Annotated in this window: 29 protein-coding genes; 15 read left to right on the forward strand and 14 right to left on the reverse strand. The window is 70.2% G+C overall.

The features are described 5' to 3' along the window. Positions 1-33: 33 nt before the first annotated feature. The 5 genes from ABD733_RS00385 to ABD733_RS00405 all read left to right on the forward strand — a co-directional run bounded on the left by ABD733_RS00385 (position 34) and on the right by ABD733_RS00405 (position 5533). Positions 34-378, forward strand: coding sequence for a DUF6507 family protein (locus tag ABD733_RS00385; RefSeq protein WP_344793063.1), 345 nt, complete (start codon positions 34-36; stop codon positions 376-378). Then, the gene (locus ABD733_RS00390) at positions 375-3083 is read left to right on the forward strand and encodes a DNA/RNA non-specific endonuclease (RefSeq protein WP_344793064.1); all 2709 of its coding nucleotides are present in this window, start codon (positions 375-377) and stop codon (positions 3081-3083) included. The genes ABD733_RS00385 and ABD733_RS00390 overlap by 4 nt, the downstream gene beginning before the upstream one ends. A 130-nt stretch (positions 3084-3213) precedes the next feature. After that, positions 3214-4059: a hypothetical protein gene (locus tag ABD733_RS00395; protein ID WP_344793065.1), complete on the forward strand. Its 846-nt coding sequence runs from the start codon at positions 3214-3216 to the stop codon at positions 4057-4059. Between the two features lie 161 nt (positions 4060-4220). Then, positions 4221-4547, forward strand: a complete 327-nt coding sequence (locus ABD733_RS00400; protein ID WP_344793066.1) for a DNA/RNA non-specific endonuclease — start codon at positions 4221-4223, stop codon at positions 4545-4547. Between the two features lie 254 nt (positions 4548-4801). Then, positions 4802-5533: a hypothetical protein gene (locus ABD733_RS00405; protein ID WP_344793067.1), complete on the forward strand. Its 732-nt coding sequence runs from the start codon at positions 4802-4804 to the stop codon at positions 5531-5533. Positions 5534-5538: 5 nt separating this feature from the next. On the opposite strand, the gene ABD733_RS00410 is transcribed toward ABD733_RS00405, so the two are convergent. Both ABD733_RS00410 and ABD733_RS00415 read right to left on the reverse strand, forming a co-directional pair. Continuing rightward, positions 5539-5940 carry a hypothetical protein gene (locus ABD733_RS00410; protein ID WP_344793068.1) on the reverse strand — a complete coding sequence of 134 codons (402 nt, stop codon included), beginning with the start codon at positions 5938-5940 and terminating at the stop codon, positions 5539-5541. Beyond that, a complete protein-coding gene (locus ABD733_RS00415) occupies positions 5930-7006 on the reverse strand; it encodes a DUF6177 family protein (RefSeq protein ID WP_344793069.1) in 1077 nt (358 codons plus the stop codon). Before ABD733_RS00415 ends, ABD733_RS00410 begins: the two co-directional genes overlap by 11 nt. Positions 7007-7049: 43 nt before the next feature. Between ABD733_RS00415 and ABD733_RS00420 the strand changes: the two genes are divergently transcribed. After that, positions 7050-7391, forward strand: coding sequence for a DUF1294 domain-containing protein (locus ABD733_RS00420; RefSeq protein ID WP_344793070.1), 342 nt, complete (start codon positions 7050-7052; stop codon positions 7389-7391). Between the two features lie 92 nt (positions 7392-7483). After that, entirely contained in the window at positions 7484-7903 is a 420-nt protein-coding gene (locus ABD733_RS00425) for a VOC family protein (RefSeq protein ID WP_344793071.1), read from the forward strand. A gap of 7 nt (positions 7904-7910) precedes the next feature. On the opposite strand, the gene ABD733_RS00430 is transcribed toward ABD733_RS00425, so the two are convergent. Next, the gene (locus ABD733_RS00430) at positions 7911-8588 is read right to left on the reverse strand and encodes a hypothetical protein (RefSeq protein WP_344793072.1); all 678 of its coding nucleotides are present in this window, start codon (positions 8586-8588) and stop codon (positions 7911-7913) included. A gap of 95 nt (positions 8589-8683) precedes the next feature. Between ABD733_RS00430 and ABD733_RS00435 the strand changes: the two genes are divergently transcribed. Next, positions 8684-9178, forward strand: coding sequence for a DUF427 domain-containing protein (locus ABD733_RS00435; protein WP_344793073.1), 495 nt, complete (start codon positions 8684-8686; stop codon positions 9176-9178). Between the two features lie 22 nt (positions 9179-9200). Here ABD733_RS00435 and ABD733_RS00440 read toward each other — a convergent pair whose 3' ends face one another. Together ABD733_RS00440 and ABD733_RS00445 are read right to left on the reverse strand one after the other, a co-directional pair. Continuing rightward, the gene (locus ABD733_RS00440) at positions 9201-9710 is read right to left on the reverse strand and encodes a DoxX family protein (protein WP_344793074.1); all 510 of its coding nucleotides are present in this window, start codon (positions 9708-9710) and stop codon (positions 9201-9203) included. A gap of 9 nt (positions 9711-9719) precedes the next feature. Then, positions 9720-10193, reverse strand: a complete 474-nt coding sequence (locus ABD733_RS00445; protein ID WP_344793075.1) for an SRPBCC family protein — start codon at positions 10191-10193, stop codon at positions 9720-9722. Positions 10194-10337: 144 nt separating this feature from the next. Here ABD733_RS00445 and ABD733_RS00450 point away from each other — a divergent pair, with 144 nt between their 5' ends. After that, positions 10338-10775, forward strand: a complete 438-nt coding sequence (locus ABD733_RS00450; protein WP_344793076.1) for an SRPBCC domain-containing protein — start codon at positions 10338-10340, stop codon at positions 10773-10775. An 8-nt stretch (positions 10776-10783) separates the two neighbouring features. Here the strand turns inward: ABD733_RS00450 and ABD733_RS00455 are convergent, their stop codons facing one another. Continuing rightward, entirely contained in the window at positions 10784-11842 is a 1059-nt protein-coding gene (locus ABD733_RS00455; RefSeq protein ID WP_344793077.1) for an ATP-dependent DNA ligase, read from the reverse strand. Positions 11843-11886: 44 nt separating this feature from the next. Between ABD733_RS00455 and ligD the strand changes: the two genes are divergently transcribed. Then, complete coding sequence (gene ligD, locus ABD733_RS00460; protein ID WP_344793078.1) at positions 11887-12909, forward strand: non-homologous end-joining DNA ligase; 1023 nt, start codon at positions 11887-11889, stop codon at positions 12907-12909. A gap of 9 nt (positions 12910-12918) precedes the next feature. On the opposite strand, the gene ABD733_RS00465 is transcribed toward ligD, so the two are convergent. From ABD733_RS00465 to ABD733_RS00485, 5 genes are all read right to left on the reverse strand, one after another. Continuing rightward, positions 12919-15042, reverse strand: coding sequence for an acyltransferase family protein (locus ABD733_RS00465; RefSeq protein WP_344793079.1), 2124 nt, complete (start codon positions 15040-15042; stop codon positions 12919-12921). Further along, positions 15039-15227 (reverse strand): hypothetical protein, encoded by a 189-nt coding sequence (locus ABD733_RS00470; protein ID WP_344793080.1) that lies wholly within the window; start codon positions 15225-15227, stop codon positions 15039-15041. The genes ABD733_RS00465 and ABD733_RS00470 overlap by 4 nt, the downstream gene beginning before the upstream one ends. After that, a complete protein-coding gene (locus ABD733_RS00475; protein WP_344793081.1) occupies positions 15227-16939 on the reverse strand; it encodes a glycosyltransferase family 2 protein in 1713 nt (570 codons plus the stop codon). Before ABD733_RS00475 ends, ABD733_RS00470 begins: the two co-directional genes overlap by 1 nt. A 355-nt stretch (positions 16940-17294) precedes the next feature. Beyond that, positions 17295-17894 carry a hypothetical protein gene (locus ABD733_RS00480; protein WP_344793082.1) on the reverse strand — a complete coding sequence of 200 codons (600 nt, stop codon included), beginning with the start codon at positions 17892-17894 and terminating at the stop codon, positions 17295-17297. Between the two features lie 16 nt (positions 17895-17910). Continuing rightward, complete coding sequence (locus ABD733_RS00485; protein WP_344793083.1) at positions 17911-18855, reverse strand: patatin-like phospholipase family protein; 945 nt, start codon at positions 18853-18855, stop codon at positions 17911-17913. 94 nt (positions 18856-18949) lie between these two features. On the opposite strand from ABD733_RS00485, the gene ABD733_RS00490 reads away from it, so the two are divergent. Beyond that, positions 18950-19462 carry a hypothetical protein gene (locus ABD733_RS00490; protein WP_344793084.1) on the forward strand — a complete coding sequence of 171 codons (513 nt, stop codon included), beginning with the start codon at positions 18950-18952 and terminating at the stop codon, positions 19460-19462. Positions 19463-19587: 125 nt separating this feature from the next. Continuing rightward, entirely contained in the window at positions 19588-19797 is a 210-nt protein-coding gene (locus ABD733_RS00495; protein ID WP_344793085.1) for a hypothetical protein, read from the forward strand. Here ABD733_RS00495 and ABD733_RS00500 read toward each other — a convergent pair. From ABD733_RS00500 to ABD733_RS00510, 3 genes are read right to left on the reverse strand one after another with little or no spacing between them, the layout of a single operon-like run. Then, entirely contained in the window at positions 19772-21364 is a 1593-nt protein-coding gene (locus tag ABD733_RS00500) for a long-chain-fatty-acid--CoA ligase (RefSeq protein ID WP_344793086.1), read from the reverse strand. The two genes, ABD733_RS00495 and ABD733_RS00500, sit on opposite strands and share 26 nt — an antisense overlap. Before the next feature lie 57 nt (positions 21365-21421). Continuing rightward, positions 21422-21895, reverse strand: coding sequence for an acyl-CoA thioesterase (locus ABD733_RS00505; RefSeq protein WP_344793087.1), 474 nt, complete (start codon positions 21893-21895; stop codon positions 21422-21424). Then, positions 21892-22533 carry a QsdR family transcriptional regulator gene (locus tag ABD733_RS00510; RefSeq protein ID WP_344793088.1) on the reverse strand — a complete coding sequence of 214 codons (642 nt, stop codon included), beginning with the start codon at positions 22531-22533 and terminating at the stop codon, positions 21892-21894. Before ABD733_RS00510 ends, ABD733_RS00505 begins: the two co-directional genes overlap by 4 nt. A 103-nt stretch (positions 22534-22636) precedes the next feature. Here ABD733_RS00510 and ABD733_RS00515 point away from each other — a divergent pair, with 103 nt between their 5' ends. Genes ABD733_RS00515 through ABD733_RS00525 form a run of 3 tightly spaced genes read left to right on the forward strand, consistent with a single transcriptional unit; the run spans position 22637 to position 26180 of the window. Beyond that, positions 22637-23842, forward strand: a complete 1206-nt coding sequence (locus tag ABD733_RS00515) for an acyl-CoA dehydrogenase family protein (protein ID WP_344793089.1) — start codon at positions 22637-22639, stop codon at positions 23840-23842. After that, positions 23839-25065 (forward strand): acetyl-CoA C-acetyltransferase, encoded by a 1227-nt coding sequence (locus ABD733_RS00520; protein WP_344793090.1) that lies wholly within the window; start codon positions 23839-23841, stop codon positions 25063-25065. Before ABD733_RS00515 ends, ABD733_RS00520 begins: the two co-directional genes overlap by 4 nt. Next, positions 25062-26180: a zinc-binding dehydrogenase gene (locus tag ABD733_RS00525; protein ID WP_344793091.1), complete on the forward strand. Its 1119-nt coding sequence runs from the start codon at positions 25062-25064 to the stop codon at positions 26178-26180. Before ABD733_RS00520 ends, ABD733_RS00525 begins: the two co-directional genes overlap by 4 nt. Positions 26181-26192: the final 12 nt, after the last annotated feature.

The raw sequence follows: 26192 nt of genomic DNA on the forward strand, positions 1-26192 counted from the left end.
CTGGGTGAGTGAGGCCGACACGGAGCTGAGCGCATGACCTGGAGAGTCGATCCCGCAGGGGTCAAGACGGTCTTGGCCAACGTCCAGACCGAGAGTGCACCGATCTTCGACGCCCTCGCGAAGGTCGATGGAGAGGTCGAGGGCGCTGCGACCGCCGCGCAGTCGCAGATGATCGTAGGAGCCCTCGGCGAGTTCTTCTCGTCGATCGAGAAGTCGGTGAAGCTGATCGGCGACAGGGTTCCGGCCGCCTGCGACGGCGCTGCTGCGGCGACGATGGCCATCGTCGCGGGCGACGAGCAGATGGCGGCGACGGCCGAGCGCAACGCGCAGGCGTCCGCCGTGTCGGGCGACTTCAGGGTCTTCGGGGGTGCGCGGTGAGTCTGATCGACCCGTCAAGACTGCCGGGCGACGGTCTCGACGCCGATGCTGTCGCCACGCACGCCAGAGCCCTCTCGGGCTTCGCCACCTCCATCGGCGACGGCGGAGCAGCGACGCTCCGGGCCTGGCAGGCGCTGCCGACGTCCTATCAGTCCGACGGGTCCGAGCACCTGTACGACGTGATGACTCCCGTCGGCACCGCCTCGACCGATGTCGGCGACGGCTTGGCCGCGGTCTCGCGGGCGCTCGCCGCCTATGCCGACACGGTGCGGCCCATCCAGGCCGATCTTGTGGCTCTGAAGGCCGAGGCTGCCGCTTTCGTCAAGAAGGTCGGCGATTTCAAGCCGCACGATGTCACGACCGACGACATCTGGGTGAAGGTCAGCGCGGGCCCGATGGGCTTCATCGACCCTCCCAAAACGCACATCGACTCCTGGGATCAAGACCAGGGCCTCGTCGATACCAACAACTCTCTGATCCGGCGCGGAGCCGACCTCGCCGAGAAGTGGCTCGAGGCGCAGCGAACGTGCGCCAACGCGATCCTGGCCGCCGCCGGACACAGCGTCGCCGCGTCATCCGGTCAGGCGACGCCCGATCAGATCATGGCGCAGGCCGAGGCGATGATGCCCGGGGCCGGCGACAAAGACATCCAGACGCCGTGGGGCTCCACCTCGAGTCGCAAGGAGTCGTGCGGCGAGAAGGCGATGGGCTTCCCCGCGCACTTCGTCGGCGGTGTCTTCGAAGGCGCCTTCGGCATGGTCAAGGGAGTCAGCTCTCTCCTCACCGGCTGGGACGGCACCGGTGTCCCGTGGGAGTCCGAGCTCATCGCAGGATGGATCACGGGGCGCTCCGACCTCGCTTCAGACGCGTGGAGCCGCGCCGGCAAGGGCTACGCGGGTGCCTGGCTCGGCATGGCCCACCTCGGTGTCTCCCTCGTGCCGGGTGTCGACAGTGCCCTCCTCACTCTCGGCCAGACGCCTCTCGGCGGATTTCTCGGCAAAGACGTTCAGCAGGGCCTCACCGACTGGGCCCACGACGATCAGACCGCACTCCTCGACACGGTCGGCGGCCTCGTCGGGTTGAAGCTGCCCGACCAGTGGTGGGACGCCGAGTCGTGGGACGGCTTCAACATCGCCCAGGCCTGGGTCGACGATCCAGGCGGGGCCGCAGGATCGAGTGCGTTCAACATCGCGTCGTTCTTCGTGCCCGGCGCAGGCGAGGCGTCAGCGGGGGCGCACGCGGCCGAGGCTGCGGGGAGCGTGACCAAGGTCGGCGACCTGCTCGACGCCGCCGGTCACGCCGGGGCGTACACAGGAGACCTCGCTCACGGGCTGGATGCCGCCGAGCTCGCGTCCGTCGCCGACAAGGTCACTCTCACCGACGCGGCGCACGGCCTCGGTGATCTGCACCTCGGATCGCTCGACGCGTCCGTCGCCCACGAGTCGGCCGGCCTCGACGCGGCTCTGGCCAAGCTCGACACGACTAGTGCCGCCGACGCTGCCGGCGCCGCCGATGCTGCCGGCGCCGTCCGCGGTGTCTCGTCGGGTGCCGACCTGCCCGGCGTCCTCGCCCACGACGCTCCGCTGACCGGGCACGACCTCATCGATGGCGTCTTCACGAACACGGAGGCGCCGGCCGACATCGTCCCGCAGGCGGCTCACGCCGAGAGCGCAGGAACGTCCGCGGCCGACCACGCGGCGGTGCCCGAGCGCGAGTTCGTCTCCGTCGGCGCCGCCTCCGAGCACGCTGTCGTCGGCGAGCACGGCGCCGTCGGCGACCACGCTGTGTCTCCTGGCGACGTCACTCGAGGGCCGTCCGCCGAGCTCGGTCGTCCCGGCGAGGCCGGCGGGCTGAACAGCGGCGTCTCCCACGCTGACCTCGGTCACGGTGGCGCGTCGAGTGCGGGGGAGCATGCGATGCACCCGGGAGAGTCGGCTGGCGACGCCGCCTCCGGTTTCGGGCGGGGCGAGTCGGGCGGGACTCACGAGGGTGGGGCGCACGGTCCTGCTGAGGGTCCGGCGTTGGAGCCTCCCCCCGCGCAAGAGCCGTCGGAGCCTGCTCCCGCTCACGAACCGCCCGATGACACGCCGACGGCGCCGGCCGAGCCAGGGCACGATACCGGTTCCCACGAGCCGCCCGCTCACAACCCCGACTACGTCGAGGCTGCCCATCGTCTCGCGGAACGCACCCACACGAAGGTGGTCGAACTCGACTCCGGGACGAAGAGTGCTTGGAACTCCGACCTGTACCACTCGGCCGTCCAGCCCGAGACGACCTACAGCATCGACGGCGGTCGCTACCTCTTCCAGACCGACGAGCACGCTCGCGTCGTCCACGCGGAGGGTCACCTCGACACCATCGTCGATGCCGCCGACCGAGTTCGGCACGGCGGGCAGCAGCGTATCGCGGGAGGGGAGTACCGCCTGTCGACGGACGACGGCGGGCACTTCTTCGGTACTGTTTTCGGGGGCCCCGGCGAGGGGATCAACCTCACCGCGCAGCTTCGCGGCGTGAATCGCGGGGGTTTTCGGGCCCTCGAGCAGGACTGGATGAAGATTCTCGCGGAACCCGGTGGCCGAGTACATGTCGCGATTGATGCCCATTACGGTTCAGGACTTCGCCCGGAGGGCTACATGGTGAATCACAGAGTCCCAGGCGACGTGGAGTGGACAAAGGACTACTTCAGCAATTCTCCGCAGCCGTAAGAAAGAGGCCTGATCCTTGAGTGAAAGTGCTACCCGGCTGGGCAGGATTCAGCAGCTGCAGAGAGACATCGCGCTTCTCTCGAGAGATGACCTTGCAGGCCAACAGTGGTCGCAAGGCTTTTGGACGTACATGGAGGCCGGAACCCACGGTGCAGGTTCCAGCTATTTCCTCCTCCCGAACGGCGCGAGGGACAGCGTTCCCGGTCGGGGCATGATCTTCCCCGTCTGGTCTGAACTTCGATCGAGCATGTATGAGGCGGACAAAGGGACGTGGTTCTCTGCCCGGCTGACACTCAAGTCAGACGGTTCTTTCGCGTTCGAATTTAACTACGACCGTCGACCCTACGTGGGCAATCCAGCCACCACGTTCGAGCCGTCCCGATTCGGACCCAGACCGCTAGATGAAGAGTGGTTGGTTGACCTCGAGCGGTATCCGCGGTCGCCGGAGTTCATGCCGACATGGCTGTCCGAGATCGTGGTTGCGGCTTCGGCGCCGCGTCCGGCGTCGTGGGGGAAGGCTATTGAGAAGGCGATCGACGCTCCGGTGTCGTGGCCCTCCGAGTATGAGGTGCTCGCGCCGAAGTGGGGCTGGCGGGACATCTTCGCGTCGGTGTCGGAGCACATGGTCCGGCGGTTGAGGAGCGACGCGGACTATGTGGCGGTCCTGTCGGATGAGGGGAAGCGGGATCAGTGGTCGGGCCAGTTGGAGGGTCTCTTCGCGGATGTGTTCGCGGATGTCTTCGACGAGGTGCTGCTGGGCCGGCCCATGGACGTGCTGATCCGGTTGTGGCAGTTCTACTCGGCGAATCTGCGGGTGCCGAACCGCCCGGCGATCGACGACCTTGACCCGTCGGCGCCGATCGGTCGGGGTGAGTTGCCGGGCGTGGCGGGGTCGCTGATCGATGATGTGCAAGACGTGGTGTCGTCGATCATCGAGAAGCAGATCGTCGACCGGTTCGGCATCCGCGCCGACTAGGAGCGGACCACGGCCTAATGCATGGGATTCTGCTGGGGAGGCGCCCGGATCCGCGTGAGATGGGCTGACGGCGCAGAATCTCATGCAGTAGTCGCACCCCCCGCAGCTAGGAGACCCGAACGGACGTAATCCTGGGTGGGTCGACGGGCCCGGTCGTCGACGTGGCCGACCGGGCTCGCCACGGCGGGCAGCAGCGTATCGCGGGAGGGGAGTACCGCCTGTCGACGGACGACGGCGGGCACTCCTTCGGTACTGTTTTCGGGGGCCCCGGAGAGGGGATCAACCTCACCGCGCAGCTTCGCGGCGTGAATCGCGGGAGTTTTCGGGCGTTGGAGCAGGAATGGATGAACTCACTCCGGGACACCGGTGGAGAAGTCCACGTGACCATCGACGCCGAGTACGCGGGTGGCTCTCGCCCGTTGGGTTACAACGTGGACTTCAAGCTGCCCAATTCGCCCTGGCTCAACCGTTATTTTCCAAACTCCTGACTTGACGGAAGAGGGCACTGGCTTTGGCGAATTTAGGTACCACGATCGGAAACGCTGAGGAACTTCAGCGAGCGATCGCTGTTCAGATTCACCAGGATCTTGCGGATCTTGAGTGGTCGATTTCATATTCCGCTTTCCTCGAGGCTGGTTTGGAGAGTGCCCGCGCGAGCTACTTCGTGCGACCGGATGGAACCGAAGACAGCATCCCGGGCGCGCGCAGGATCTCGGAACTCTGGAGCCAATTACGAGCGATCATGTATGAGGACGGCCGGGGTACTTGGTTTTCCTCCCGTCTGACGTTGCGTGCGGACGGTTCGTTCGAGTTTGATTTCAATTACGACTGCCGGCCTTATGCCGGTCAGATCCAAGACATGTGCGAGCCGTCGCGCTGGGGTCCACCACAACCGATCGACGACTCGTGGCTAGCTGACGCGCGCCGCTACCCGCGGTCGCCGGAGTTCATGCCTGGGTGGTTGTCTGAGCTGGTGGCTGGCGCGTCGGTGCCGCGGCCAGCGTCCTGGGGGAGGGCGATCCGGGAGGCGATCGACGCTCCGGTGTCGTGGCCGTCGGAGTATGAGGTGCTCGCGCCGAAGTGGGGTTGGCGGGACATCTTCGCGTCGGTGTCGGAGCACATGGTCCGGCGGTTGAGGAGCGACGCGGACTATGTGGCGGTCCTGTCGGATGAGGGGAAGCGGGATCAGTGGTCGGGCCAGTTGGAGGGTCTCTTCGCGGATGTGTTCGCGGATGTCTTCGACGAGATGCTGCTGGGGCGGCCCATGGACGTGTTGATCCGGTTGTGGCAGTTCTACGCGGCCAATCTGCGGGTGCCGAACCGTCCGGCGATCGATGATCTCGACCCGTCGGCGCCGATCGGTCGGGGTGAGTTGCCGGGCGTGGCGGGGTCGTTGATGGACGACGTGCAAGACGTGTTGACGTCGATCATCGAGAAGCAGATCGTCGACCGCTTCGGCATCGCCGCCGACTGAAAGCACTATCCCGCGTCGGCCGAGCGGAAATCGGACGCCCGATCGACGAGCACACCCCCGAGCAGTGCCGCCAAGCGCTCCGCGACCGCGACTCCGGCGACCTCCGCCGGCCCCCACGGCACGACCACATCCGACCACCAGAGACCGGCGACGGCATCAGGACGCAGGCCGTGAAGCACAGGACGCCCGGGGAGGAGGCGCGCCAGCTCGGGCCCGAGGACGTCGGGCGTGATCCTGCGCGGGTGGAGCACCGTGACGAGCGGGTCGAGCGCGCGCGTGTGGAATCGCGCCATGAGTCCGCCCGCGTCGAGGGTCATCGACACGGGCTCGCCAGCGGCCTCCGCGGCGGCGCGGAAAGCGGCATCGCCGGGCATCTCCGGCGACAGGATCACGAACTCACGCGGCATCCGGGCCACCTCCGAGTCTCAGGCCGGTGAGTTCCTCGAGCCGGTCGCGGCCGAGCGCGTCGAGCAGGGGCGAGAGCTTCGCCCACCCCGAGTCGCCAGGTCTCGCGGGCAGGTCGCGGAACCCGTAGACGAGAGCCGGCACCCGGGGCCGACCGCCGACGACCGCACCGAACTCGGCCGCGTGCGCCGCGGGGTCGAGGCCGAGCGACCTCACGGCCGGAGCACCGAGCAGCAGAGCGACGGGTTCGGGATCCTGCCGGAGGAACGGCCTCGTCGTGAGGTCGCGCCGCCCGACCCGCGTGAAGATCGTCGCGACGAGAGGCAGCGCCGACGAGCAGAGGGCGAGCAGGATGCTCCGACTCGCCTCGATCGCGCCCGTCGCCTCGGCAGACCCCGGCTCCCCGACCCCGATCACGGCCGTCACGACCTCCTCGACGCCCTGGTCGGTGCGCCGAGCGGTGATCGACCCGGCGAACGTGTGCTCCTCGGTGCCAGTGACGACGAGGCGCGTGTCGGCGGGCATCCGCGAGCGGACGTACGCGGTGAGGACGTCGCGGTTCCACGGCGCTTCGACGGGTTCGTGGGTTCCCCAGGCGAAAGGCGTCGTCGCTCCGCCGAGGGTGCTCAGGATCTCGGAGGCGCGCCCGAGACGTGTCTCGGCGGCGGGCCGGTGCCGGATCGACGCCGAGACGACGAACTGCGTCTGGTCGGGCTGCTCGAGGGTCAGGAAGCGGGGCGACACGGCTCCCGGGCCTGGAGTCAGGACCTCTTCGACGCTCTCGAGCGTCCGCCCGGTGAGGCCGTTCCGCAGAGACCCGTCGCTCCGCCGGACGACCCAGCGGCCGCCCGTCCCGGTCAGGAGGTCGCGGAACGCCTCGGTGAGCCGCGTCCACTCGTCGCTCACCAGGACGACGGCCCGCCCCGTGGTGGCGGCGCGGACGAACAGGTCGGCCTGCAGCTGCCCCAGCGCCACGACCTCGCTCCGCGTCTCGACGTGGACCCAGCGGTCGGAGACGGCGTCGGCGAGCGGGTGGAAGGGGGCGGTCACGAAGGCAGGATCCGTCACCCTCGAAGGCTACCGGGAGGCCGAGGTCTCGTAGCATCGCCTGGTGCGCGTCTCGTCGATCCTGCCTCTCGCCAGCGTCCCCGTCTTCGCGGGGCTGTTCCTGTGGCGGGCGTCGTGGCGGGCGTTCCCGGCCGGCACCCCGTGGATCTACCTCGCCGTCAGCATCCTGCTCTTCGTCGTCTACGCCGTCGACAAGTCGGCCGCCCGGGCCGGACGGTGGCGGATCAGCGAGCGGAACCTGCTGATCGTCGGCGCTCTCGGCGGCTGGCCGGGCGCCGTGGTGGCGCAGCAGCTGCTGCGGCACAAGACGCGGAAGAGCTCGTTCCAGTGGGCGTTCTGGGCGACGGTCACGGTCAACGCCGTGGTGGTGCTCGCCTTCGTCTGAGGCGCAGGCGCAGGCGCGCCGTCGGCACGAGACCCTGGCGCACCGACGGCGGGAGGGGCCAGACTCGCCTCACCACCGCGATTGGAGCCGCCATGTCGACCGTCCTCTGCCCCTACATCAACCTCCGTGGCGACGCGCGCGACGCGGTCACCTTCTACCACTCCGTCTTCGGCGGCGAGCTGACGATCAGCACGTTCGGCGACTACGGCATCACCGACTGGCCCGACCAGCTCGACAAGGTGATGCACTCGCGGCTCGTCACACCGTCCGGCATGGTCCTGATGGTCTCCGACGTCCCCGAGACCATGGAGCTCACCTTCGGCGACAGCATGTCGGTCTGCCTCGGCGGCGAGGACGAGGCCGATCTGACCTCCTGGTACGAGAGGCTGTCCGAGGGCGGCGAGGTGCGGGTGCCGCTCAGCAAGGCTCCCTGGGGCGACAGCTTCGGCGAACTGCGCGACCGCTTCGGCGTGCGGTGGCTGGTCAACATCGCAGGATCACCCGCAGCCTGACCCGCCCCTACTGGAGCGCTGCGACGACCTGCTCGGCCCCGGGCCAGTACTTCGCGTAGTGGTTCGGATCGGCGTTGACCTGCACCTCGTGCGCGGCCTCCGTCGGCGTCAGCGACTGCCAGCCCGGGATCGCCACGAGCTTGTCGAAGAAGTGCGTCGCGGCGATGTAGGGCGTCATGCGGTCGGAGTACGAACCCCAGGCGCCGTTCGCCCGCTGCTGGAAGAGCCCGCGGCTGTCCGGCCCGGCGACGTCGCCGTGGTCGATGTTCACGAGGCTCGACTCGCCCATCGCCGTCATCACGCCGATGGCCTGCGTGTGGGTGCCGATGCCCTGGGCGCGCGCGGCGTTGATGATGTGCGCGGCGTTGACGAGGCGGTCCTGGCAGTAGCCGGCGATCGGTCCGGCCGGCACGAGGACGGTCCCGACCTGCAGCGGCTGCTTCGCGGGGCAGGTGACGCTCGTCCCGGCCGCCGCGGACGCCGCGGATCCGGCCGTGTCGCCGACCTTCGTCACCGCGCTCGACGCGGCAGCGACGATCGAGACGACGAGAGCCACCACGACTCCGACGCCGAGGACGAGGGCGAACGAGAGGGCGCGCGATCGACGACCCGGCGCCGACGACGGACGCCGTCGCCGACGGTGCCCGCGCTTCGGCGGTCGGGTGGGCGTCTTTCCGGTCGGCACCGTTCGAGGGTAGGCGATGCAGAAGGGGCGCCACGTCCGTCTCGAGTACCGCCGACCGGTACCGGGTGTCCAGGTCGGCGGGGGAGGATGACCTCATGAAGCACACGCGCATCCAGCCCGGGCCCGGCCAGGAGTCGGTCTGGGACTACCCCCGCCCGCCCCGAGTCGAGAAGACCGGCGAGCGCGTCGTCGTCCGTCTGGGCGGCGAGATCGTGGCCGATACCACCGCGGCTCTGCGAGTGCTCGAGACGAGCCACCCGCCGGTCTACTACCTGCCCGCGTCGGCGTTCGCGGTCGGCGCCCTGAGCGCCGCCCCGGGCGCGAGCCTCTGCGAGTTCAAAGGCGCGGCGAACTACTACGACGTGACCGGCGGACGTGTGACGGCTCGCCGCGCGGCGTGGGGCTACCGGAAGCCCTGGCCCGGCTTCGAGGAGCTCGAGGCACACGTCGCGGTCTACCCGGGCGCGATGGACTCGTGCGAGGTCGCGGGGGAGACGGTGACCGCCCAGGAGGGCGACTTCTACGGCGGCTGGATCACGTCGCGCATCGTCGGACCCTTCAAGGGCGCCCCCGGCACGCTCGGCTGGTGACGCCCCGGAGGGTCTGCGCGGACTAGCTCTCGGGAGCGGCCTCGGGTGCGGGCGCGCGACGGCTCAGCTCGACGAGTGCCGCTGATCCTGCGAATCCGGCCGCGAGGGCGAAGAGGGTGCCGCCCACGCCCCACGACTTCTTGCCGAAGATCGCGTCGAACGACGCGTGGCCCGGGCCCGCGGCGATGACGCCGAGGGCCGCGATCAGGACGGCGTTGTACTCGTAGCCGCCGCCGCTGTTCCAGACGCCGTTCTTGAAGTGCACGGTGCGGATCGCGGTCGCCATGGTGCCGACGAGTCCGGCAGCGGACACCGGGGTCAGGATGCCGAGCGCGACGCCCGCCCCGCCCGCGGTCTCGGTGGCGGCGGCGATCACGGCGTTGCGCTTGGCCGGGTGCAGGCCGAGCCCGGACATCATCTGCGTGACGCCCTCGATGCCGGGGCCGTCGAACGAGCCGGTGAGTTTCTGGAGGCCGTGGCCGACGAAGACGCCGCCCACCGCGATGCGGAGGAGAGTTGTACCCAGGGTCATGGGTCAGTTCTACGCCCGATCGCGCTCGACCGCTGCCTTGAGCTGGGCGAGCCCCTTCTCGAAGTCGCGTCCGATGAACTTCTCGAGGTTCAGCACGGCGCCCATCACGCGCGACATCCGCGTCTTCGGGCTGCGCATCGTCCAGACGACCTCGGTGCCCCGGCCGTCGGCTGTGGGCGCCAGGTCGAACTGCACCTCGCTCGTCGATTTGAAGGGCTTGGTGAACTGCAGAGCCACCTCGACCTCGGTGGGCGTGATCACCGTGGCCCGCATGGTGCCCGCGCCGGCCTTGCGGTTGCCGCTCCACGAGTAGGTCGACCCGACGGCGCCGGGCGTGCCGGTGTAGCTCCGCTGCATGTCGGCGTCCTGACCCTCCCACGGCGACCAGGCCGGCCACTCCGTGAAGTCGCGGACGAGCGGCAGGATCGCCTCGGCGGGCGCCTCGATCCGGACCGACCGGTGGACGGTGCTCTGCTCGGTCATCGTGGCTCCTCTGTTCTGCCTCCGGCGAACCCGGGCAGGGTGGTCGGGATCGTCAACATATCAGATTTCGAACGCTCTGCGGTAGGGCTGGTGCTCCGGCGCCGCAGGGAGAAGGATGGCCGCACACCCACACCTGGAGGAGCAATGGCGACCGACAGCTCACCCGTGGCCCGCGCGATGCGCGTGGTCGACGCCGACCCCGAGCAGTGCTGGCGGGCGCTCACCGATCCCGACCTGGTCCGGGAGTACTTCTTCGGCACGACCGTCACCTCTGACTGGCAGGTCGGCAGCACGATCACGTACTCCGGCGAGTGGGAAGGCGCGCCCTACGAGGACCACGGCACGGTGCTCCAGGCCGAGGCGCCTCTCCTGCTCGTGACGAGCTTCTTCAGTCCGATGAGCGGCAAGCCCGACGTGCCCGAGAACTACCAGCGGGTCTCGTATCGGGTGCAGCCCGTCGACGGGGGATGCCGCGTCACCGTGGAGCAGACCAACAACGAATCGGAGGAGGCAGCCGAGCACTCCTCCGCGAACTGGCAGCTGATCCTCGACGGCCTGGCGAAGGTGGCACCCCGGGCCTGAGGCACCACTCAGGCCAGCAGCCGCCCGAGGTCGTAGGCGGCGGGGATCTCGAGCTGGTCGAAGGTGCACGAGGTAGCCTCGCGGTCGGGGCGCCAGCGCTCGAACTGAACGGTGTGCCGGAACCGGTCGCCCTCCATCTGGTCGTACCGGACCTCGACCACGCGCGTCGGCTCGAGAGCGACGAACGACGTGTCGCGGCTCGACGAGAAGCGGCTCCGCTCGGTCTCGCCCGACACCGGCTGCCCGGATTCGTCGCGGACCACGAGATCGGCGAGCTCGTCGATCAGCTCGAGGCGGCGCTTGGCAGTGAAGGCCGAGATGCCGCCGACGTTCCGGAGCATGCCGTCGTCGCCGTGGAGGCCGACGAGCAGCGAGCCGACGCCCTGACCGGAGGCGTGGACGCGGTAGCCGACGGCGACGACGTCGGCCGTCCTGTGGTGCTTGACCTTGAGCATCCTGCGCTTGCCCTGCTCGTATCTCGCGGCGAGCGGCTTCGCGACGACGCCGTCGAGCCCGGCACCCTCGAACTCGGTCAGCCAGCTGCGGGCGAGGTCGACGTCGTCGGTGGTCTGCCCGAGGTGGAGCGGCGCCTCGAAGGCCGCCGCGAGGTCGACGAGCGCTGCTCGGCGCTCCGAGAAGGCGACGCCGGTGAGGTCGAGCTCGTCGACGGCCAGGAGGTCGAAGGCGACGAACGACGCCGGGGTCTCGGAGGCGAGCTTCGCCACGCGCGAGGCCGCCGGGTGGATGCGCGCGGACAGGGCCTCCCAGTCGAGGCGCTCGCCCTGACCCGAGGCGGACGGGCGACGCAGGATGATCTCGCCGTCGAGCACGCACGACCCCGAGACCTGGGCGCCGATCGCCTCGACGAGCTCGGGGAAGTACCTCGTCAGCATCTTCGAGCCGCGGCTGCCGAGCTCGACCCGGCCGTCGTCGACGTAGACGATGCCGCGGAAGCCGTCCCACTTCGGCTCGTAGGCGAGGCCGCCCTCGACGGAGTCCTGGTCGGGGACCCGGTCGACCGCCTTGGCGAGCATGGGCGACACGGGGGAGGCGGCGCTGGGGATCATCACCCGAGTCTGCCCCCGGAGACCCGAGCGCGCTACGGTGAGGCATGGCGAGCGACGCGGTGGTGCTGTCCGTTCCGGGGCCCGAGGGCGACCGCGAGGTGCGGGTCTCGAGTCCGTCGCGGGTGCTCTGGCCCGACCTCGGCATCACGAAGCTCGACCTGGCGAACTACTTCGTCGCGGTCGGCGACGCCTTCATCCGGGCGAACGGCGGCCGCCCGGTCTCGCTCCAGAGGTTCCCCGAGGGGGTCGACGGCGAGCAGTTCTTCTCGAAGAACCCGCCCCGCGGCGCCCCCGCCTACGTCCGCGCCGTCGACGTCACCTACCCCAGCAGGCGGGTGCACCCGCAGCTCGTCCTCGACGAGCCGGCGGCAGCCGTCTGGGGCGTCCAGATGAACACCGTCGTCTTCCACCCCTGGGCGTCGCGGGCCGACGAGCCCGACCTGCCCGACGAGCTCCGCATCGACCTCGATCCGCAGCCCGGCACCGACTTCCCGGACGTCGTCGCCGCAGCCCTCGCGCTCCGCGACCTGCTCGTGGAGTACGGGTTCACCCCCTTCGTCAAGACGTCGGGCAACCGCGGCGTGCATGTCTTCGCGCCGATCCGGCCGGAGTACGAGTTCCTGGACGTCCGTCACGGGGTCATCGCGCTGGCCAGGGAGCTGGAGCGCAGGATCCCCGAGAAGGTCACCACCGCCTGGTGGAAGGAGGAGCGCGGCTCCCGGATCTTCATCGACTACAACCAGGCGAACCGCGACAGGACGATGGCGGGCGCCTACAGCCCCAGGGCGCTGGCCAGAGCGTCGGTGTCGACGCCGGTGACCTGGGACGAGCTGGTGACCGTGGATCCTGCGGTCCACACGGTCCTGACCCTGCCTGCGCGGCTCCGCACGACGGGCGACCCGTGGGAGGGTCTCCACGAGGGCGAGGCGCCGTCGATCCGGCCGCTCCTCGACCGCTGGGAGGCCGACCTCGAGGCGGGGCTCGGCGAGCTGCCGTTCCCGCCCGACTTCCCGAAGATGCCCGGCGAGCCGCCCCGCGTCCAGCCGTCTCGGGCGAAGGCGAAGTAGCCCGCCCGGCTACTTCGACGGGTGGATCAGCCCCGCCTTCTCGAACAGCTGGCTCATCGCCGGCTCGAGGGCCGACGCCGCCGACGCCGTGATGTGCGACTCGTCGCGGTAGAGCAGCAGGCCGTTCCGCACCGCCGGGCACCGGGCTGTGTCACAGAGGTACGGCGTGAGGTTGATGAGGCTGACCTGCTTCTCGTTGCCGAGGAGCGCCTGCTCCTCGACCGGCTCCTTGACGTCGCCGCGGGCGAACGAGCAGCTCGACCAGTCGTCGAGCGCCGCCGACATGCAGGTGGGGACGTCTTTGTCGGGGTAGGGAGTGTCCTGGATGTAGGCGATCGGGGAGCCGACCCTCCGCAGCTGGTCGAGCGAGGAGTTCCAGGCGTTGAGGATCTTCGTGCTCCCGGCCTTCGTCGAGCCGTCGATGTAGTTGTCGTACGACGACACGATGATGAGCGAGGGCTTCACGGTCGAGACGATCATGTCGATCGCCGCCTGGCGCCAGGTCAGGCAGGTCGACGACGACATCCTGCTCCCGTCGCCGTTCGGCTTGTAGGCGGCGACCGGGCAGCCCGACTTCGCGAACACGGTGAGGTGCCAGTCGTTCTCCGAGGCCATGGTCTCGAACGCGGGCAGCCACTGGTTGACGTGGCTGTCGCCGAACACGGCGACCGGGGTGCCCGTCTTCGAACCGAGCTCGCAGGCGGCGACGCGGGCGACGGGGGCGTCCAGGATGCACGCGGTCGGCTTCGGGATGTCGCTCGCCGCCTGCAGCGGTGACGGCGAGACGGGGCCGGCGTTCTTGCCCGTGTCGGGGCCGAACGCTGCGGTGAGTGCGGCGCTCGACACCTTCGCCGTCGACGAGCCGAGAGCGGTGACGGCGGTGCCGCCGATGACGAGCGGCGTCGTCACCGTGACGACCATGCAGAGGAGACCGATCGCGACGGTCGGGCCGACGCGCTTGATCGACACGAGAGCGCGCCCGACGGGCTGCTCGACGAACCGCTGCGTGAGCGCGGCCAGACCGAACGCCGCCACCATCAGGAGGCACCGGATCGGCCAAGGCAGAGTGCCGGTGACCATCTCGGTGAAGATGAGCACCGGCCAGTGCCAGAGGTACCACGCGTACGAGACCCGGCCGATGTATCGGACGGGCGGCAGGCTGAGGAGCGAGCCGACCGTTCCGCCGCGGGTGCCGGCGAGGAGTCCGCCGGCGATGACGGCGGCCGTGCCGAGGACGGGCAGGAGGGCCGCGTAGCCGGGGAACGGGGTCTTCGCGTCGTAGGCGACAGCGGAGATGCCGATGGCCCAGAGGCCGCCCCAGCCGACGATCCTGCCCAGGATCGCGCCCGCCCGGGTGCCCTCCGCCGACTGCAGCGCGTGCGCCGTGATCGCCAGCAGGCCGCCGACGCCGAACTCCCACGCCCTCGTCTGCGTGGCCATGTAGGCCCACTTCGGCTCGCTGGTCGTCAGCAGGACCGACGCCGCGAGGGAGGCGAGCGTGATGGTGCCGATCACCGTGGCGAGCAGGACCGTGCCGCGGAGCGGGTTCTTCCGGGCGACGAGCCAGGCGACCAGGATCACGAGCGGCCAGACCAGGTAGAACTGCTCCTCGACCGCGAGCGACCAGAAGTGCAGCACCGGGCTGTCGTCGGTCGACTGCGCGAGGTAGTCGGTGCCGAGCGAGATGAAGTGCCAGTTGGTCGTGTAGAGCGCGGCCGCCAGGAGATCCTGCGCCGAGTGGTAGACGCCGAGGAGCGGCTCGAGGACGGCGGAGGCGATCCCGACGGCGACGAGGACGATGCCGGCGGCGGGGAGCAGGCGCTTGGCGCGACGGGCCCAGAACGAGAGGAGGCCGATCCTGCCGGTCCGGAGCACCTCGCGGGTGAGCTGCCCGGTGATCAGGTACCCGGAGATGACGAAGAAGACGTCGACGCCGGCGAAGCCTCCGGTGAGGCCGGGGACGGACGCGTGGAAGGCGACGACCGCGAAGACGGCGAAGGCGCGGAGGCCCTCGATGTCGGTCTGGAAGTGCGAGCCGCGCGGGCTTCCGGCGGAGCCGTCGCGGGGGCCGCTCGGGCGGGCGCCGGCACCGTCGACGCGGTGGCGGACGGGGAGGTCGACGGAGATGCTCATCGCCACGGCACCATGGCGTCGAATGCGCCGGAGGCGAAGGCCGCGATGAAGGCGAGCGTCGCGGTGAAGCCGATCACCTCGACGACCGTGATCCTGCCGCCGTGGTCGGTGCTGTCTCGGGAGGGATTCGCGCGGGAGAGATTCTCGCGGGTCGGGTTCTCGTAGGTGGTGCGGCGGGGTCCCATCAGGCGGCCTTCCGATCGGTGCGCTCGGGGGCCACGACGCCGATGAAGCTCGCGAGGAGCGGCAGGGCGAGGTACGTGTAGCCGAGGAGGAACAGGCCCATGGGCCAGAACTGGTGGAGGCCGAGACGGGCGACGTCGTAGCCGAACGCGCCCCACGACCAGCAGAAGGTGATCGCGATCGTGACGATGCCGATGGCGGAGATCTGCCTGGCCAGCGAGTTCCGCCTGCCGACGGCCCCGGTCGGGACCCAGCCGGCCGAGCGCCTGGTCAGCTTGTGGATGACGGCGAGCGCGTGCGCGAAGCTGTACGCCATCTGCACCCGCATCACCTCGAAGCGCCACTGCGACTTCGACATGCGGGGCAGCAGGACGATGTAGACCCAGGCGCCGGCGAGGAACGGCACGAAGTGCGCCGCCCGCACGTCGGCGGCGAAGAACGTGGCCATCAGGATGCCGGGCAGGTGCAGGACGAACACGTTGATCGCGGTCGAGACGTAGTAGAGGAACCCCGACCAGAAGCAGAGGCGCTGGCGGAACGTCAGCGGGTGGCGCGACGCCTGACCGCTCGTCATGAGGGTGAGCGAGCCGTTGCCCCACCGGTACTGCTGGCTGAGGAACCCGGCGAGGTCGCTCGGGCAGAGGCCCTTCGACACGATGACGGGCACGTAGCGGAGCGTGAAGCCCTCGCGCGTCAGGCGGATGCCGGTGAAGACGTCCTCGCTGTGCTCGATCTGGACGAAGCCGCCCGCCTTCTCGAGGGCCGACCGGCGGTAGACGGCGCAGGTGCCCACGCAGATCGGGGCGCCGAGGCGGTCGCGCGACGGCTGCACCCAGCGGTAGAAGAGCTCCTGTGTCGCGCCGGCGGTGCGCTCGAGCCACGACATCTCGCCGCGGGTCTCGAAGAACTGGGGAGTCTGCAGGATCGCCACCTGCGGGTCGTCGAGGTACGGGACCGTGTGGTCGAGGAAGTCGGGCCGCGGCACGAAGTCGGCGTCGAAGATGACGATGAAGTCGCCGCTCGTCCGCTCGAACGTGTAGCCGAGGTTGCCGGCCTTCTTCATGTGCCCGCGGTTGGTCCGCACCTGGTAGTGGAAGCCGAACTCCCGCGCGAGATCCTCGACCTCCGTCTTGTCGGCGTCGTCCATCACCCAGACGTCGAGCCTCCCGGCCCAGACCATGTGCGACACGTGCGTGAACGTGTTGCGGAGGACGGCGAGGTCCTCGCCGCAGGACGGCAGGTAGACGTCGACGCTCGGGAGGGTCGCAGGATCGGCGGCCCTGCGCCAATCGGACACGAGCCGGAAGTGCGACTCGGCGCTGTCGCGGCGGCGGTGGAAGCCCGTCACGACCGACAGGAACGAGGCCGCGAGGCTGATGATGACCACGCCGACGATCCACCACAGCCAGGGCGAGCTGACGGCGAACTGCACCAGGCTGACGGTCGCGAGACCGAAGGCCAGGAGGGTGAGCACCTGCACCCAGCGGCGCTGCGGGCCGAGGTACCAGACGAGCTCGGCGTCGGTCGGCGGGGAGACGAGGGCCGGGGCGGTGCTGTCTGCGGGCGCTGCCGGTTCTGACGAGCCGGCTGCGAGCTCTGTCGAGCCGGCCGGTGCGGCATGGCCGCCGGTCGTCGGAGGCGCGGGGGAGAGCACGGGCGCGACCGGGGCCACGACGGAGGAGGGTTCGACGAAGAGGGGCAACGACTGATTCACGGGGGTTGTCCAATGTGGGAGGGAAGCGTGGGGCGACGGGATGGTCGGGCCCGTCGGGGCGGTGATCGCGGCCTCCGAGGTGGGATCGGAGAGATCGGAAGTTCGGGCTTCCGAGGTGGTGGGCCGGGTGGTGTGGCCCTCAATGTAGGGTCACGCTCCCGCTCGGGTCAACGCCCCCGGGGTAAAAGAAATGAAAAGTTCTCGCGTGTGTTGCCGGTGTGTTACGGCCGCTCGACCAGTCGGTTAAGAGGGCGTGAAAAGGGCGGCCTCCGGCGCAGGATGGCGTACCGTGCTGGCCGCGCTGCGCTGCCCCGGGCAGGTGCGGGAGGGCCGCGTCACTCCGCGGCGGGCCTCGTCAGTCCGCGTCGGGCCAGCGGGGGTCGTCCCAGATGCGCTCGGTCTCGAGCAGCTCGGACCTGTCGGCGAGGTAGAGGTCGAGCCGCCGGCGCTCGGAGCGGGTGGTGCCCCAGCGGATGAAGAAGTGCTCGCCGTCGAAGGACACCGGGTCGGAGTCGGCGGTGAGGTGCTCGCGATCCTGCGGGATCTCGACGTGCCCGTAGTTGACGACGTCGCCGTCGACGAAGTGCCCGCGGCTCGCCGCACGGCGGTCGGCGCGCCGCTGCTCGACCGACGCGGAGAGGTTCTGCGGCCACCCGGTCTCGGTGGCGCGGGTGATCTTCCCGACTCGGAAGAGCCGCCCCTCCGTGTCGAGCAGGATCACGCCCAACCGGTAGGCGCGACCGGTCGGCTGCATCGACGTCTGGGTCTTGAACGGGCCGATGCCCCGGGGGTCCTTGACGACGGCGAGGGCCTCGTCGCGGGCCCCGACCGACTCCAGGTGGGCCACGGTGGCCGCGAGGAGGGCGTGCAGCGCTGCTGCCGGGTCGGCAGCCGCCGGGTCGGCTGCTCCCGGATCGGCTGCCGTCGGGTCGGCTGCCGTCGGTTCGTCGGTCACGGCCGCGCCTCGGGCGTCAGGCCCAGAACGCGCGGACGGCGTCGACCGCAGCCGCCGCCTGAGCGCGACCGGCCCGAGCCGATGGGACCCGCGCCGCGTCGGCGAGCGAGTTCGCACCGAACGCCGAGATGCTCGCCTCGTCGGCACCGACCACCATCACCTGCGCGGGCGGCGCGGCCTCGCTGCCGGAGCGAAGGCTCGCGACCGCGGCGTCGAGCTGCGGGCCCATCGGACTGGCCGGGTCTTCGGGGCCGCACGAGAGCACGAGCACCCGGTCGTAGCCGGCGGCGACGTCGGCGTTGGTCGCCGAGCGCACCCCGCCGTCGACGTACGGGCTGCCGTCGATCTCGACGGGCGGGAACACGAGCGGCACCGAGCAGCTCGCGGCGACCGCGCGGAACAGCTCCACGCCGCTCGCGCTCTCGAGCACCCGGAACTCGCCGGTCTCTGCCTCCACGACGCAGACGCCCAGAGGCTTCTCGGGCCAGCCGTACTGCGCTGGGAACTGCGCCCCCAGCTGGCCGAGCAGAGGCGACTCGGCGCCCTGCGCGAACTGGACGGCTGCGCGGCCGAGGCGGGCCCGTGCATCCTGCGCGCTCTGGGCACCGGCGAGGATCGTCTGGAGCTGCGCGCCGAACGCGGCCATGTCGAACACGGGCGCGCCCTCGTCGTCGCCGAACACGTCGGCCTCGCCGCCCAGCTGCTGGTCGTAGACGGCTCCGACCTGGCCGAAGCGCAGGATGCTGCCGGCCACCGAGCCGGCGGACGTCCCGATCACGAGATCGGCCGCGTCGACATCGACCCCGCGCTCGAGGAGCTCGGCGAGGACGCCGAGGTGCCAGGCGATCCCGGCGACGCCGCCGCCCCCGAGGACGAGGGCGCGACGTGTGGTCTCGCCGGAGGTGGTGTCGGCGGCGGTGACGTGGTCTGCGGGGGTGTTCTGAGGGGCGTCGGAGCTCATGGAACGAGCCTATTCGCGGCCTCCCGTGGTTAGAGTGAATGCCGGGGGATGGGATCTCGTGTCTCCCGAGCCATCGAGTCTGAGAGACGCCACCATGAAGAAGACCCTCCTCCCGACCGCAGCGCTCGCCATCGCGCTGATCGCCTCCGCCGCCGGCTGCACGAGTGTCGGGCCGTCCGCCGGATCGTCGTCCGCGTCCGCCGATTCGTCGTCCCCCGCCTCTGGATCGGGCTCGTCGTCTGCCGCACCCGCCGCGGGTGCCTCGGGCGCCTCGTCGCAGACCAAGTCGCAGGCGTGCACGATCCTGGCGACCTCGATGCAGGACCTCTCCAGCAAGATGACGTCGTCGTACGCGAAGTTCGCCAGCAACCCGAAGGCTGCTGTCGCGGCGATCCAGGAGCTGTCCGACACCTTCGACGCCAACGTGCAGAAGGTCACCGACCCGGGCGCGCTCGCGGTCGCGACCACGGCGAACGCCGACCTCAAGACCTTCGTCGCCGACACGAAGGCCGCGATCGCCGACCCCGCGAGCGGCGCCGCGAAGGTGCAGAAGGACGCAGCGCTCATCCAGGCCGACTTCACGAAGGTCGGCAGGTACTGCGGCTAGGGGCTCACAGCTCCCCGCCCCCGGCTACCGGCGGGCTCCTCCCCAGGTGAGGAGACCCGTGATCCTGTCCACAGGCCGCGCCGCCTGACGAGCGGCCGGCGGCGGCGGTCGGGCATCGTCCAGGGATGCACCTCGACCTCCTGAAGACCTCCGACCTCGCCGCCGCCGACCTCGACGAGGCGCGGTACCGGCGCGAGCGCTCATCCGGAACCCTCCACCGGCTCCGCAGAGGCCGCTACCTGTCCAGCGACACCTGGGCGGCTCTCGACGCCCGGACCCGGCACCGCGCAGCAGCAGCCTCGGCCGGCGCTACGCCTTCGCGGCCTCCGGCGTGAACGTCGTCACGAGCTCGCGCTTCAGCACCTTGCCGCTCGCGCCGATCGGCAGCGCCTCCACGACGTGCACGACGCGCGGGTACTTGTAGGCGGCCAGGTGCTCCCTCGTGAACGCGACCACCGCGGCGCAGTCGATGCTCTCGCCGGCCCGGACGATGACCGCGGCGTGCACCTCCTGGCCGTGCACGTCGTCGGCGACACCGAACACGGCGGCGTTCTGCACACCGGGGTGGCGCATGATGACGTCCTCGACCTCGCTCGGGTACACGTTGTAGCCGTTCCGCACGATCATGTCCTTCTTGCGGTCGACGATCGTGACGACCCCGTCGTCGCCCTTGTGCCCGAGGTCGCCGGTGTGGAACCAGCCGTCGACCATGCAGGCGTCGGTCGCCTCGGGGTTGCCGAGGTACCCCTTCATGAGGTTGTGCCCGCGCACGACGATCTCGCCGAGCTCGCCGTGGGGGAGGAACTCCACGTGGTCCTCGATGTCGGGCTCGACGATCTCGACGTCGACACCCCAGATCGGCTTGCCGATCGTGCCGGGGCGCGGGTTGTCGAGCTCGTTGACGGTGGCGACGGGCGACGTCTCGGTCAGGCCGTAGCCCTCCTGGACGACGGCGCCGAAGGTCTCCTGGAACCGCTCGAGCACGGCGACCGGCAGAGCCGAGCCGCCCGAGACGGCGTACCGGAGCGGCGGGCGGGCGTCAGTGCCGGCTGCTGCGGCGAGGAGCCCGATGTACATCGTCGGCACCGCCGTGAAGATCGTCGTGCCGGTGGCGACCATGAGCTCCAGGGCCTCGGCCGGGTCGAACTTCGGCAGCAGCACGATCGACGCTCCGCGCCGGAACACCGTGTTCAGCACCGACGTCTGCCCGAACGCGTGGAAGAACGGCAGGCCCCCGAAGACGACGTCGTCCTTCCTCATGTCCGTGCAGTCGAGGAGCTCGGCGCTCACCTGCTCGACCATCGCCAGGTGCGAGCCGACCGCGCCCTTCGGGTGACCGGTCGTGCCGGAGGTGTAGAGGATGGTCGCAGCGGCCAGCGGGTTGACCGACTCGTAGCGCTCGATCGGCGCGGCTGCGGCAGCCTCGACCTCGAGGCGTCCGATCGGGACGGGCGTCTCGGCATCCTGCGGGAGGAGGACCGACACGACCGGCACCCCGGCTCGCATCGCGGCCGGGATCGCCTCGCCGAGCTGCGGCGCAGCGACGATCGCCAGCCTCGCACCGGAGTCGCGCAGCACGTACTCGATCTCCTCGGCCTTGAAGAGCAGGTGGATCGGCACGACGATCGCCCCGAGCGACAGGACGGCGTAGTAGGCGCGGCAGAAGTCCGGCACATTCGGGATGATCAGGGCGACCCGGTCGCCGCGTCCGATGCCGCGGGCGCGGAGGGCCCCGGCGTAGGCGCGCGTCTCGTCCCAGAGTCGGCCGTAGGTGGTGGTCTGCCCGCGGAAGTGGAGCGCGGGCCGGTCGCGGTGCCGGGTCGCGCTCTCCGACAGGATCGCGGCGATCGACATCGTCCCGAGTCCGGGCCCGTCGAGCAGCTCTTGAGTGGTGAACGTCATTGTTCTGGTCCTTTCATCGACGCCTGTGAAGTGGTGAGGGCTGGTGGGTCCGGCGGCTCAGGCGCTGTGCCGGACGGCCGGTGCCGGACGAGAAGGGGAGTCGTCGTCGGCGATCACGAAGGAGGCCTCGAGCACGCGCCGGATGCTGTCCGGCACGGGGGTCGGCCTCTGCCCCTCGCGCCCGACGAAGACCGTCACGAACTCGCCCTCGGCGAGCTCCGAGTCGTCTGCCGCGCGCAGGATCCGGGGACGCCACGTCACGCTCGACCGCCCGATCCTGCCGATGCGCAACTCGACGACGATCTGCTCGGGGAACGCCGCCGACGCGATGAACCGGCATGACGACGCCACGCAGAAGCCGATCACGTCGTCGGTCAGCGGGCGGAAACCGGCCTCCTCGATCAGGAACGTGTTGATGACGGTGTCCATCGCGGCGTAGTACACGGTGTTGTTGACGTGGCCGTAGAGGTCGTTGTCGTTCCACCGGGTCGGCACGGGACGGCGGTAGGGGGCGGGGGAGGCGTCGGTCATGAATCCCTCAGGACGTAGTGGAAGGCGGCGCGGGCGCGCTCGGCGCTGGGGCGCTCGCCGGTGATGAGGTCGGCGTAGGTGAACGACTCGGAGATGCGGACGAGGAGGTAGGCGAGATCGTGGACGGAGAGCTCGAACGTCATCCTGCCGGCGTCCTGCTCGGCTGCGAGCATGGCCTCGACGACGGCGATGTACCGCTGCTGGACCTGGCTGTCCTTCGTGGTCAGCACTCGGAGGGCTCGGGCGGGCTCCTTCTTGAGGAAGCCCTGGAAGTACGGCGCCGCGATCAGTGTGGCCACGAAGTCGCCGAGCACCCGGGTGATGCGGGCGCCGCCGACCTCGGTGGTGGAGCGCTCGATGCGGGTCAGCGTCGGCTCGGCGAGCGACCAGAGCACCTCGCTGATCAGGGCGTCGCGGTTGCCGAGCCACCGGAAGAGGGAGGTGCGGTCGACGTGCAGCTGCGCGGCCAGGATGTTCATGTCGACGCGCTCGCCGGCGAGGAACGTGCGCCGCGCCAGGACGAACGAGCGGACCGTGTCGGCGTGCTGGCCGGAGGCGAGACGCCTCGACAGCTCCGACGGGACCCGGTCGACGGCGACGCTCGCCCAGGCGACAGGGGCCTCGGTCTGCGTCGACATGCGAGCACTCTAGGCGCTTCCTCCGAGTTCGTGCAACATTCTGCCGAATGATGCAAGATGGTCTCAATCGGTTGTCACACGTCGATCAATGGAGCTCAACACCATGACCACAGTCACGCCCACCGGTACCGCCACGCAGTACCTCTCAAGCGACTTCTACTTCGCGCAAGACGCCCTGACGCCGCGCGAGAACGACTCGATCCACGAGTTGCGCGCCTACCTCGATGCCGAGGTGACGCCGATCATGGACGACTACTGGGAGCGCGCGGAGTTCCCGATGCACGTCATCAAGCCCCTCGCCGACATCGGCGCGTACGGCGCCCTCTGGGAGGAGTCCCGGCAGTTCGAGAACTCGGCCAAGTACCGCGGCTGGGCAGCGCTCGAGTCGGGGCGGGCCGACGCGTCTGTGTCGACCTTCATCGGGGTGACCTCCGGCCTCGCCATGGGCTCCATCGGCGTCGGCGGCAGCCCGGAGCAGCGGGCCGAGTGGCTGCCGCGCCTCGGCACCGGCGAGATCGTCGGCGCGTTCGGGCTGACCGAGCCGCTGTCGGGCTCCGACTCCGCGCGGGGCCTCCGCACCACGGCCACCCGCAAGGGCGACTCGTGGGTGCTGAACGGCTCCAAGCGCTGGATCGGCAACGCGACCTTCGCCGACGTCATCGTCATCTGGGCGCGTGACACCGACGACAACCAGGTCAAGGGCTTCCTCGTCACGAGCGACACCCCCGGCTTCGTCGCGACGAAGATCGAGCGGAAGCAGTCGCTCCGCTCGGTCCAGAACGCCGACATCACCCTCACCGACGTCGTCGTCCCGGAGGAGCGTCGCCTTCAGCGGGTCAACTCGTTCCGCGAGACCGCCGAGGTCCTGCTCCTCACCCGCGCCGACGTCGCCTGGCAGGCCATCGGCAACGCGATCGGCGCCTACGAGGCAGCCGTCGCCTACGTGAAGGAGCGCGAGCAGTTCGGCAGGAAGCTGTCGTCCTTCCAGCTCGTGCAAGACCTCCTCTCGCGCTGCCTGGCCAACATCTCGTCGTCGATCGCGCTCTGCATGCAGACGTCCGACCTCCTCGACAAGGGCCGTCAGACCGACGCGCACGCATCGATGGCCAAGTCGTTCGCGACCTCCCGGATGCGCGAGACGGTCGCCTGGTGCCGCGAGGTCATGGGCGGCAACGGCATCATCCTCGACTACGGCGTCGCCCGCCGCTTCGCCGACGCCGAGGCGATCTACTCGTTCGAGGGCACCCGCGAGATGAACTCCCTGATCGTGGGCCGCGCCATCACCGGCACCTCGGCGTTCGTGTCGTGACCGAGGCAGTCATCGTCGCGGTCAGCCGCACGCCGATCGGCCGCGCCTTCAAGGGGTCGCTCCGAGACGTCCGGGCCGACGACCTCGCCGCGTTCATCGTCCGGGACGTCCTCGACAAGGTCCCGGAGCTCGACCCGCGCTCCATCGACGACCTCATGATGGGCTGCGGCATGCCGGGCGGCGAACAGGGCATGAACATCGCCAGGATCGTGGCCGTCGCCCTCGGCCTCGACCACCTCCCGGGCACGACGGTCAACCGCTACTGCTCGTCGAGCCTCCAGACCACCCGGATGGCGTTCCACGCGATCAAGGCCGGGGAGGGCGACGTCTTCCTCTCCGCCGGGGTCGAGTCGGTCTCGCGGTCCGCCCGTGGCTCGAGCGACTACATCCCCGGAGAAGACCTCGAGAACCCGCTCTTCGCCGAAGCCGTCGCCCGCACGGCGACGCGCACCCAGGGCGGGGCGGCCGCCTGGACGGACCCGAGAGACGACGGCGAGCTCCCCGACGCGTACATCGCGATGGGACAGACCGCCGAGAACGTCGCGAGCCTCACGGGCGTCTCGCGCGCCGACCAGGACGAGTTCGCGGCCCTCAGCCAGAACCGCGCCGAGCAGGCGATCGCCGACGGCTTCTGGGAGCGCGAGATCACGCCGTTCACCCTGCCCTCCGGCGATGTCGTGAGCGTCGACGACGGCCCTCGCGCCGGCGTCACGGTCGAGGCCCTCGCAGGCCTCAAGCCGGTGTTCCGGCCCGACGGCACGGTCACGGCCGGCAATGCCTGCCCGCTGAACGACGGCGCGGCGGCACTCGTCGTCATGAGCGATGCTCGCGCCGCCGAGCTCGGCCTGACACCGCTGGCCAGGATCGTCTCGACCGGCGTCACCGGCCTCAGCCCCGAGATCATGGGCCTCGGCCCCGTCGAGGCCTCACGCCAGGCCCTGAGGCGCGCCGGCCTGACGATCGACGACATCGACCTCGTCGAGATCAACGAGGCCTTCGCAGCGCAGGTGATCCCCTCGGCGCGCGAGCTCGGAGTCGACTATGACAGGCTCAACGTCTTCGGCGGAGCCATCGCCGTCGGCCACCCGTTCGGCATGACCGGTGCCCGGATCACGGGGACCCTCCTCAACGGACTCCGCACCCGCGACGCCCGCTTCGGCCTCGAGACGATGTGCGTCGGCGGCGGCCAGGGCATGGCGATGGTGATCGAGCGCCTCTCGTGACGACCAGCATCCGCGGGGTCGTGCTCGAGCGCACCGACGCCGAGAGGCCGTTCGCAGGATCACGGCCGCTCACGGTCTCGACGCTCGCTCTCGACGATCCTGGGCCGGGCGAGATCCTGCTCAGGATCGAGGCCGCCGGCGTCTGCCACAGCGACCTCTCGGTCGTGGACGGGAACCGGGTCCGGCCGGTGCCGATGCTGCTCGGGCACGAGGCCGCGGGCATCGTCGAGGGGCTCGGCGACGGAGTCGACAGCCTCGCGGTCGGCGACCGCGTCGTGATGACGTTCCTGCCGCGCTGCGGCGAGTGCGACCACTGCCGGACCGACGGCCGCCTGCCGTGCCGGGTCGGGAGCGCCGCCAACAACGAGGGTTCGCTCGTCGGAGGGGGCAGCAGGCTGCACCGCGACGGGGAGACGGTCCACCACCACCTCGGGGTCTCCGCGTTCGCGACGCACGCCGTCGTGAGCACCACCTCCGTCGTCCGGGTCGACCAGGACGTCCCCGCCGACGTGGCAGCACTCCTCGGGTGCGCCGTCCTGACCGGCGGGGGAGCGGTGCTGAACGCCGGTCGCCCGCGCGAGGGCGACGCGGTCCTGGTGGTCGGGCTCGGCGGCGTCGGGATGGCGGCCGTCCTCGTCGCGAAGGCGACCGGACACCGCGTGATCGGCGTCGACGCCCTGCCCTCGAAGCTGTCCCTCGCGCTCGACCTCGGCGCCGACGAGGTCTACACGCCGGAGGAGGCCGAAGAGAAGGTGGTCCGCGCCCCCGTGGTCATCGAGGCTGCCGGCCACCCGCGCGCCTTCGAGACCGCCGTCGCGCTGACGACACCCGGAGGGACGACCGTCACCGTCGGCCTCCCGCGGCCCGACGCCCGCTCGTCGATCTCGCCCCTCACTCTCACTGCGGAGGCCCGGACGATCGTCGGCAGCTACCTGGGGTCGTCCGTCCCGAGCCGCGACATCCCGACCTACGTCGACCTGTGGCGAAAGGGTCTCCTCCCGGTCGAGAGGCTGGTCTCCTCGACCGTGCCGCTCGACCGGCTCAACGAGGCGATGGACGCGCTCGCCGCGGGCGACGCCCTCCGCCAGCTCATCGTCTTCGACACCACCCCCTGACCGAAAGGAATC

The organism is Frondihabitans peucedani (assembly GCF_039537585.1).
Lineage (GTDB): Bacteria > Actinomycetota > Actinomycetes > Actinomycetales > Microbacteriaceae > Frondihabitans > Frondihabitans peucedani.

Bases quoted from the DNA above. Each gene is read 5' to 3' on its own strand.
- ABD733_RS00485 (WP_344793083.1), bottom strand. From the start codon at position 18,855: ATGAGCTCCGACGCCCCTCAGAACACCCCCGCAGACCACGTCACCGCC.
- ABD733_RS00425 (WP_344793071.1), top strand. From the start codon at position 7,484: ATGTCGACCGTCCTCTGCCCCTACATCAACCTCCGTGGCGACGCGCGC.
- ABD733_RS00470 (WP_344793080.1), bottom strand. From the start codon at position 15,227: ATGGGACCCCGCCGCACCACCTACGAGAACCCGACCCGCGAGAATCTC.
- ABD733_RS00490 (WP_344793084.1), top strand. From the start codon at position 18,950: ATGAAGAAGACCCTCCTCCCGACCGCAGCGCTCGCCATCGCGCTGATC.
- ABD733_RS00385 (WP_344793063.1), top strand. From the start codon at position 34: ATGACCTGGAGAGTCGATCCCGCAGGGGTCAAGACGGTCTTGGCCAAC.
- ligD (WP_344793078.1), top strand. From the start codon at position 11,887: ATGGCGAGCGACGCGGTGGTGCTGTCCGTTCCGGGGCCCGAGGGCGAC.
- ABD733_RS00405 (WP_344793067.1), top strand. From the start codon at position 4,802: ATGTATGAGGACGGCCGGGGTACTTGGTTTTCCTCCCGTCTGACGTTG.
- ABD733_RS00440 (WP_344793074.1), bottom strand. From the start codon at position 9,710: ATGACCCTGGGTACAACTCTCCTCCGCATCGCGGTGGGCGGCGTCTTC.
- ABD733_RS00410 (WP_344793068.1), bottom strand. From the start codon at position 5,940: ATGCCGCGTGAGTTCGTGATCCTGTCGCCGGAGATGCCCGGCGATGCC.
- ABD733_RS00435 (WP_344793073.1), top strand. From the start codon at position 8,684: ATGAAGCACACGCGCATCCAGCCCGGGCCCGGCCAGGAGTCGGTCTGG.
- ABD733_RS00515 (WP_344793089.1), top strand. From the start codon at position 22,637: ATGACCACAGTCACGCCCACCGGTACCGCCACGCAGTACCTCTCAAGC.
- ABD733_RS00455 (WP_344793077.1), bottom strand. From the start codon at position 11,842: ATGATCCCCAGCGCCGCCTCCCCCGTGTCGCCCATGCTCGCCAAGGCG.
- ABD733_RS00445 (WP_344793075.1), bottom strand. From the start codon at position 10,193: ATGACCGAGCAGAGCACCGTCCACCGGTCGGTCCGGATCGAGGCGCCC.
- ABD733_RS00505 (WP_344793087.1), bottom strand. From the start codon at position 21,895: ATGACCGACGCCTCCCCCGCCCCCTACCGCCGTCCCGTGCCGACCCGG.
- ABD733_RS00495 (WP_344793085.1), top strand. From the start codon at position 19,588: ATGCACCTCGACCTCCTGAAGACCTCCGACCTCGCCGCCGCCGACCTC.
- ABD733_RS00465 (WP_344793079.1), bottom strand. From the start codon at position 15,042: ATGAGCATCTCCGTCGACCTCCCCGTCCGCCACCGCGTCGACGGTGCC.
- ABD733_RS00500 (WP_344793086.1), bottom strand. From the start codon at position 21,364: ATGACGTTCACCACTCAAGAGCTGCTCGACGGGCCCGGACTCGGGACG.
- ABD733_RS00450 (WP_344793076.1), top strand. From the start codon at position 10,338: ATGGCGACCGACAGCTCACCCGTGGCCCGCGCGATGCGCGTGGTCGAC.
- ABD733_RS00395 (WP_344793065.1), top strand. From the start codon at position 3,214: ATGGAGGCCGGAACCCACGGTGCAGGTTCCAGCTATTTCCTCCTCCCG.
- ABD733_RS00510 (WP_344793088.1), bottom strand. From the start codon at position 22,533: ATGTCGACGCAGACCGAGGCCCCTGTCGCCTGGGCGAGCGTCGCCGTC.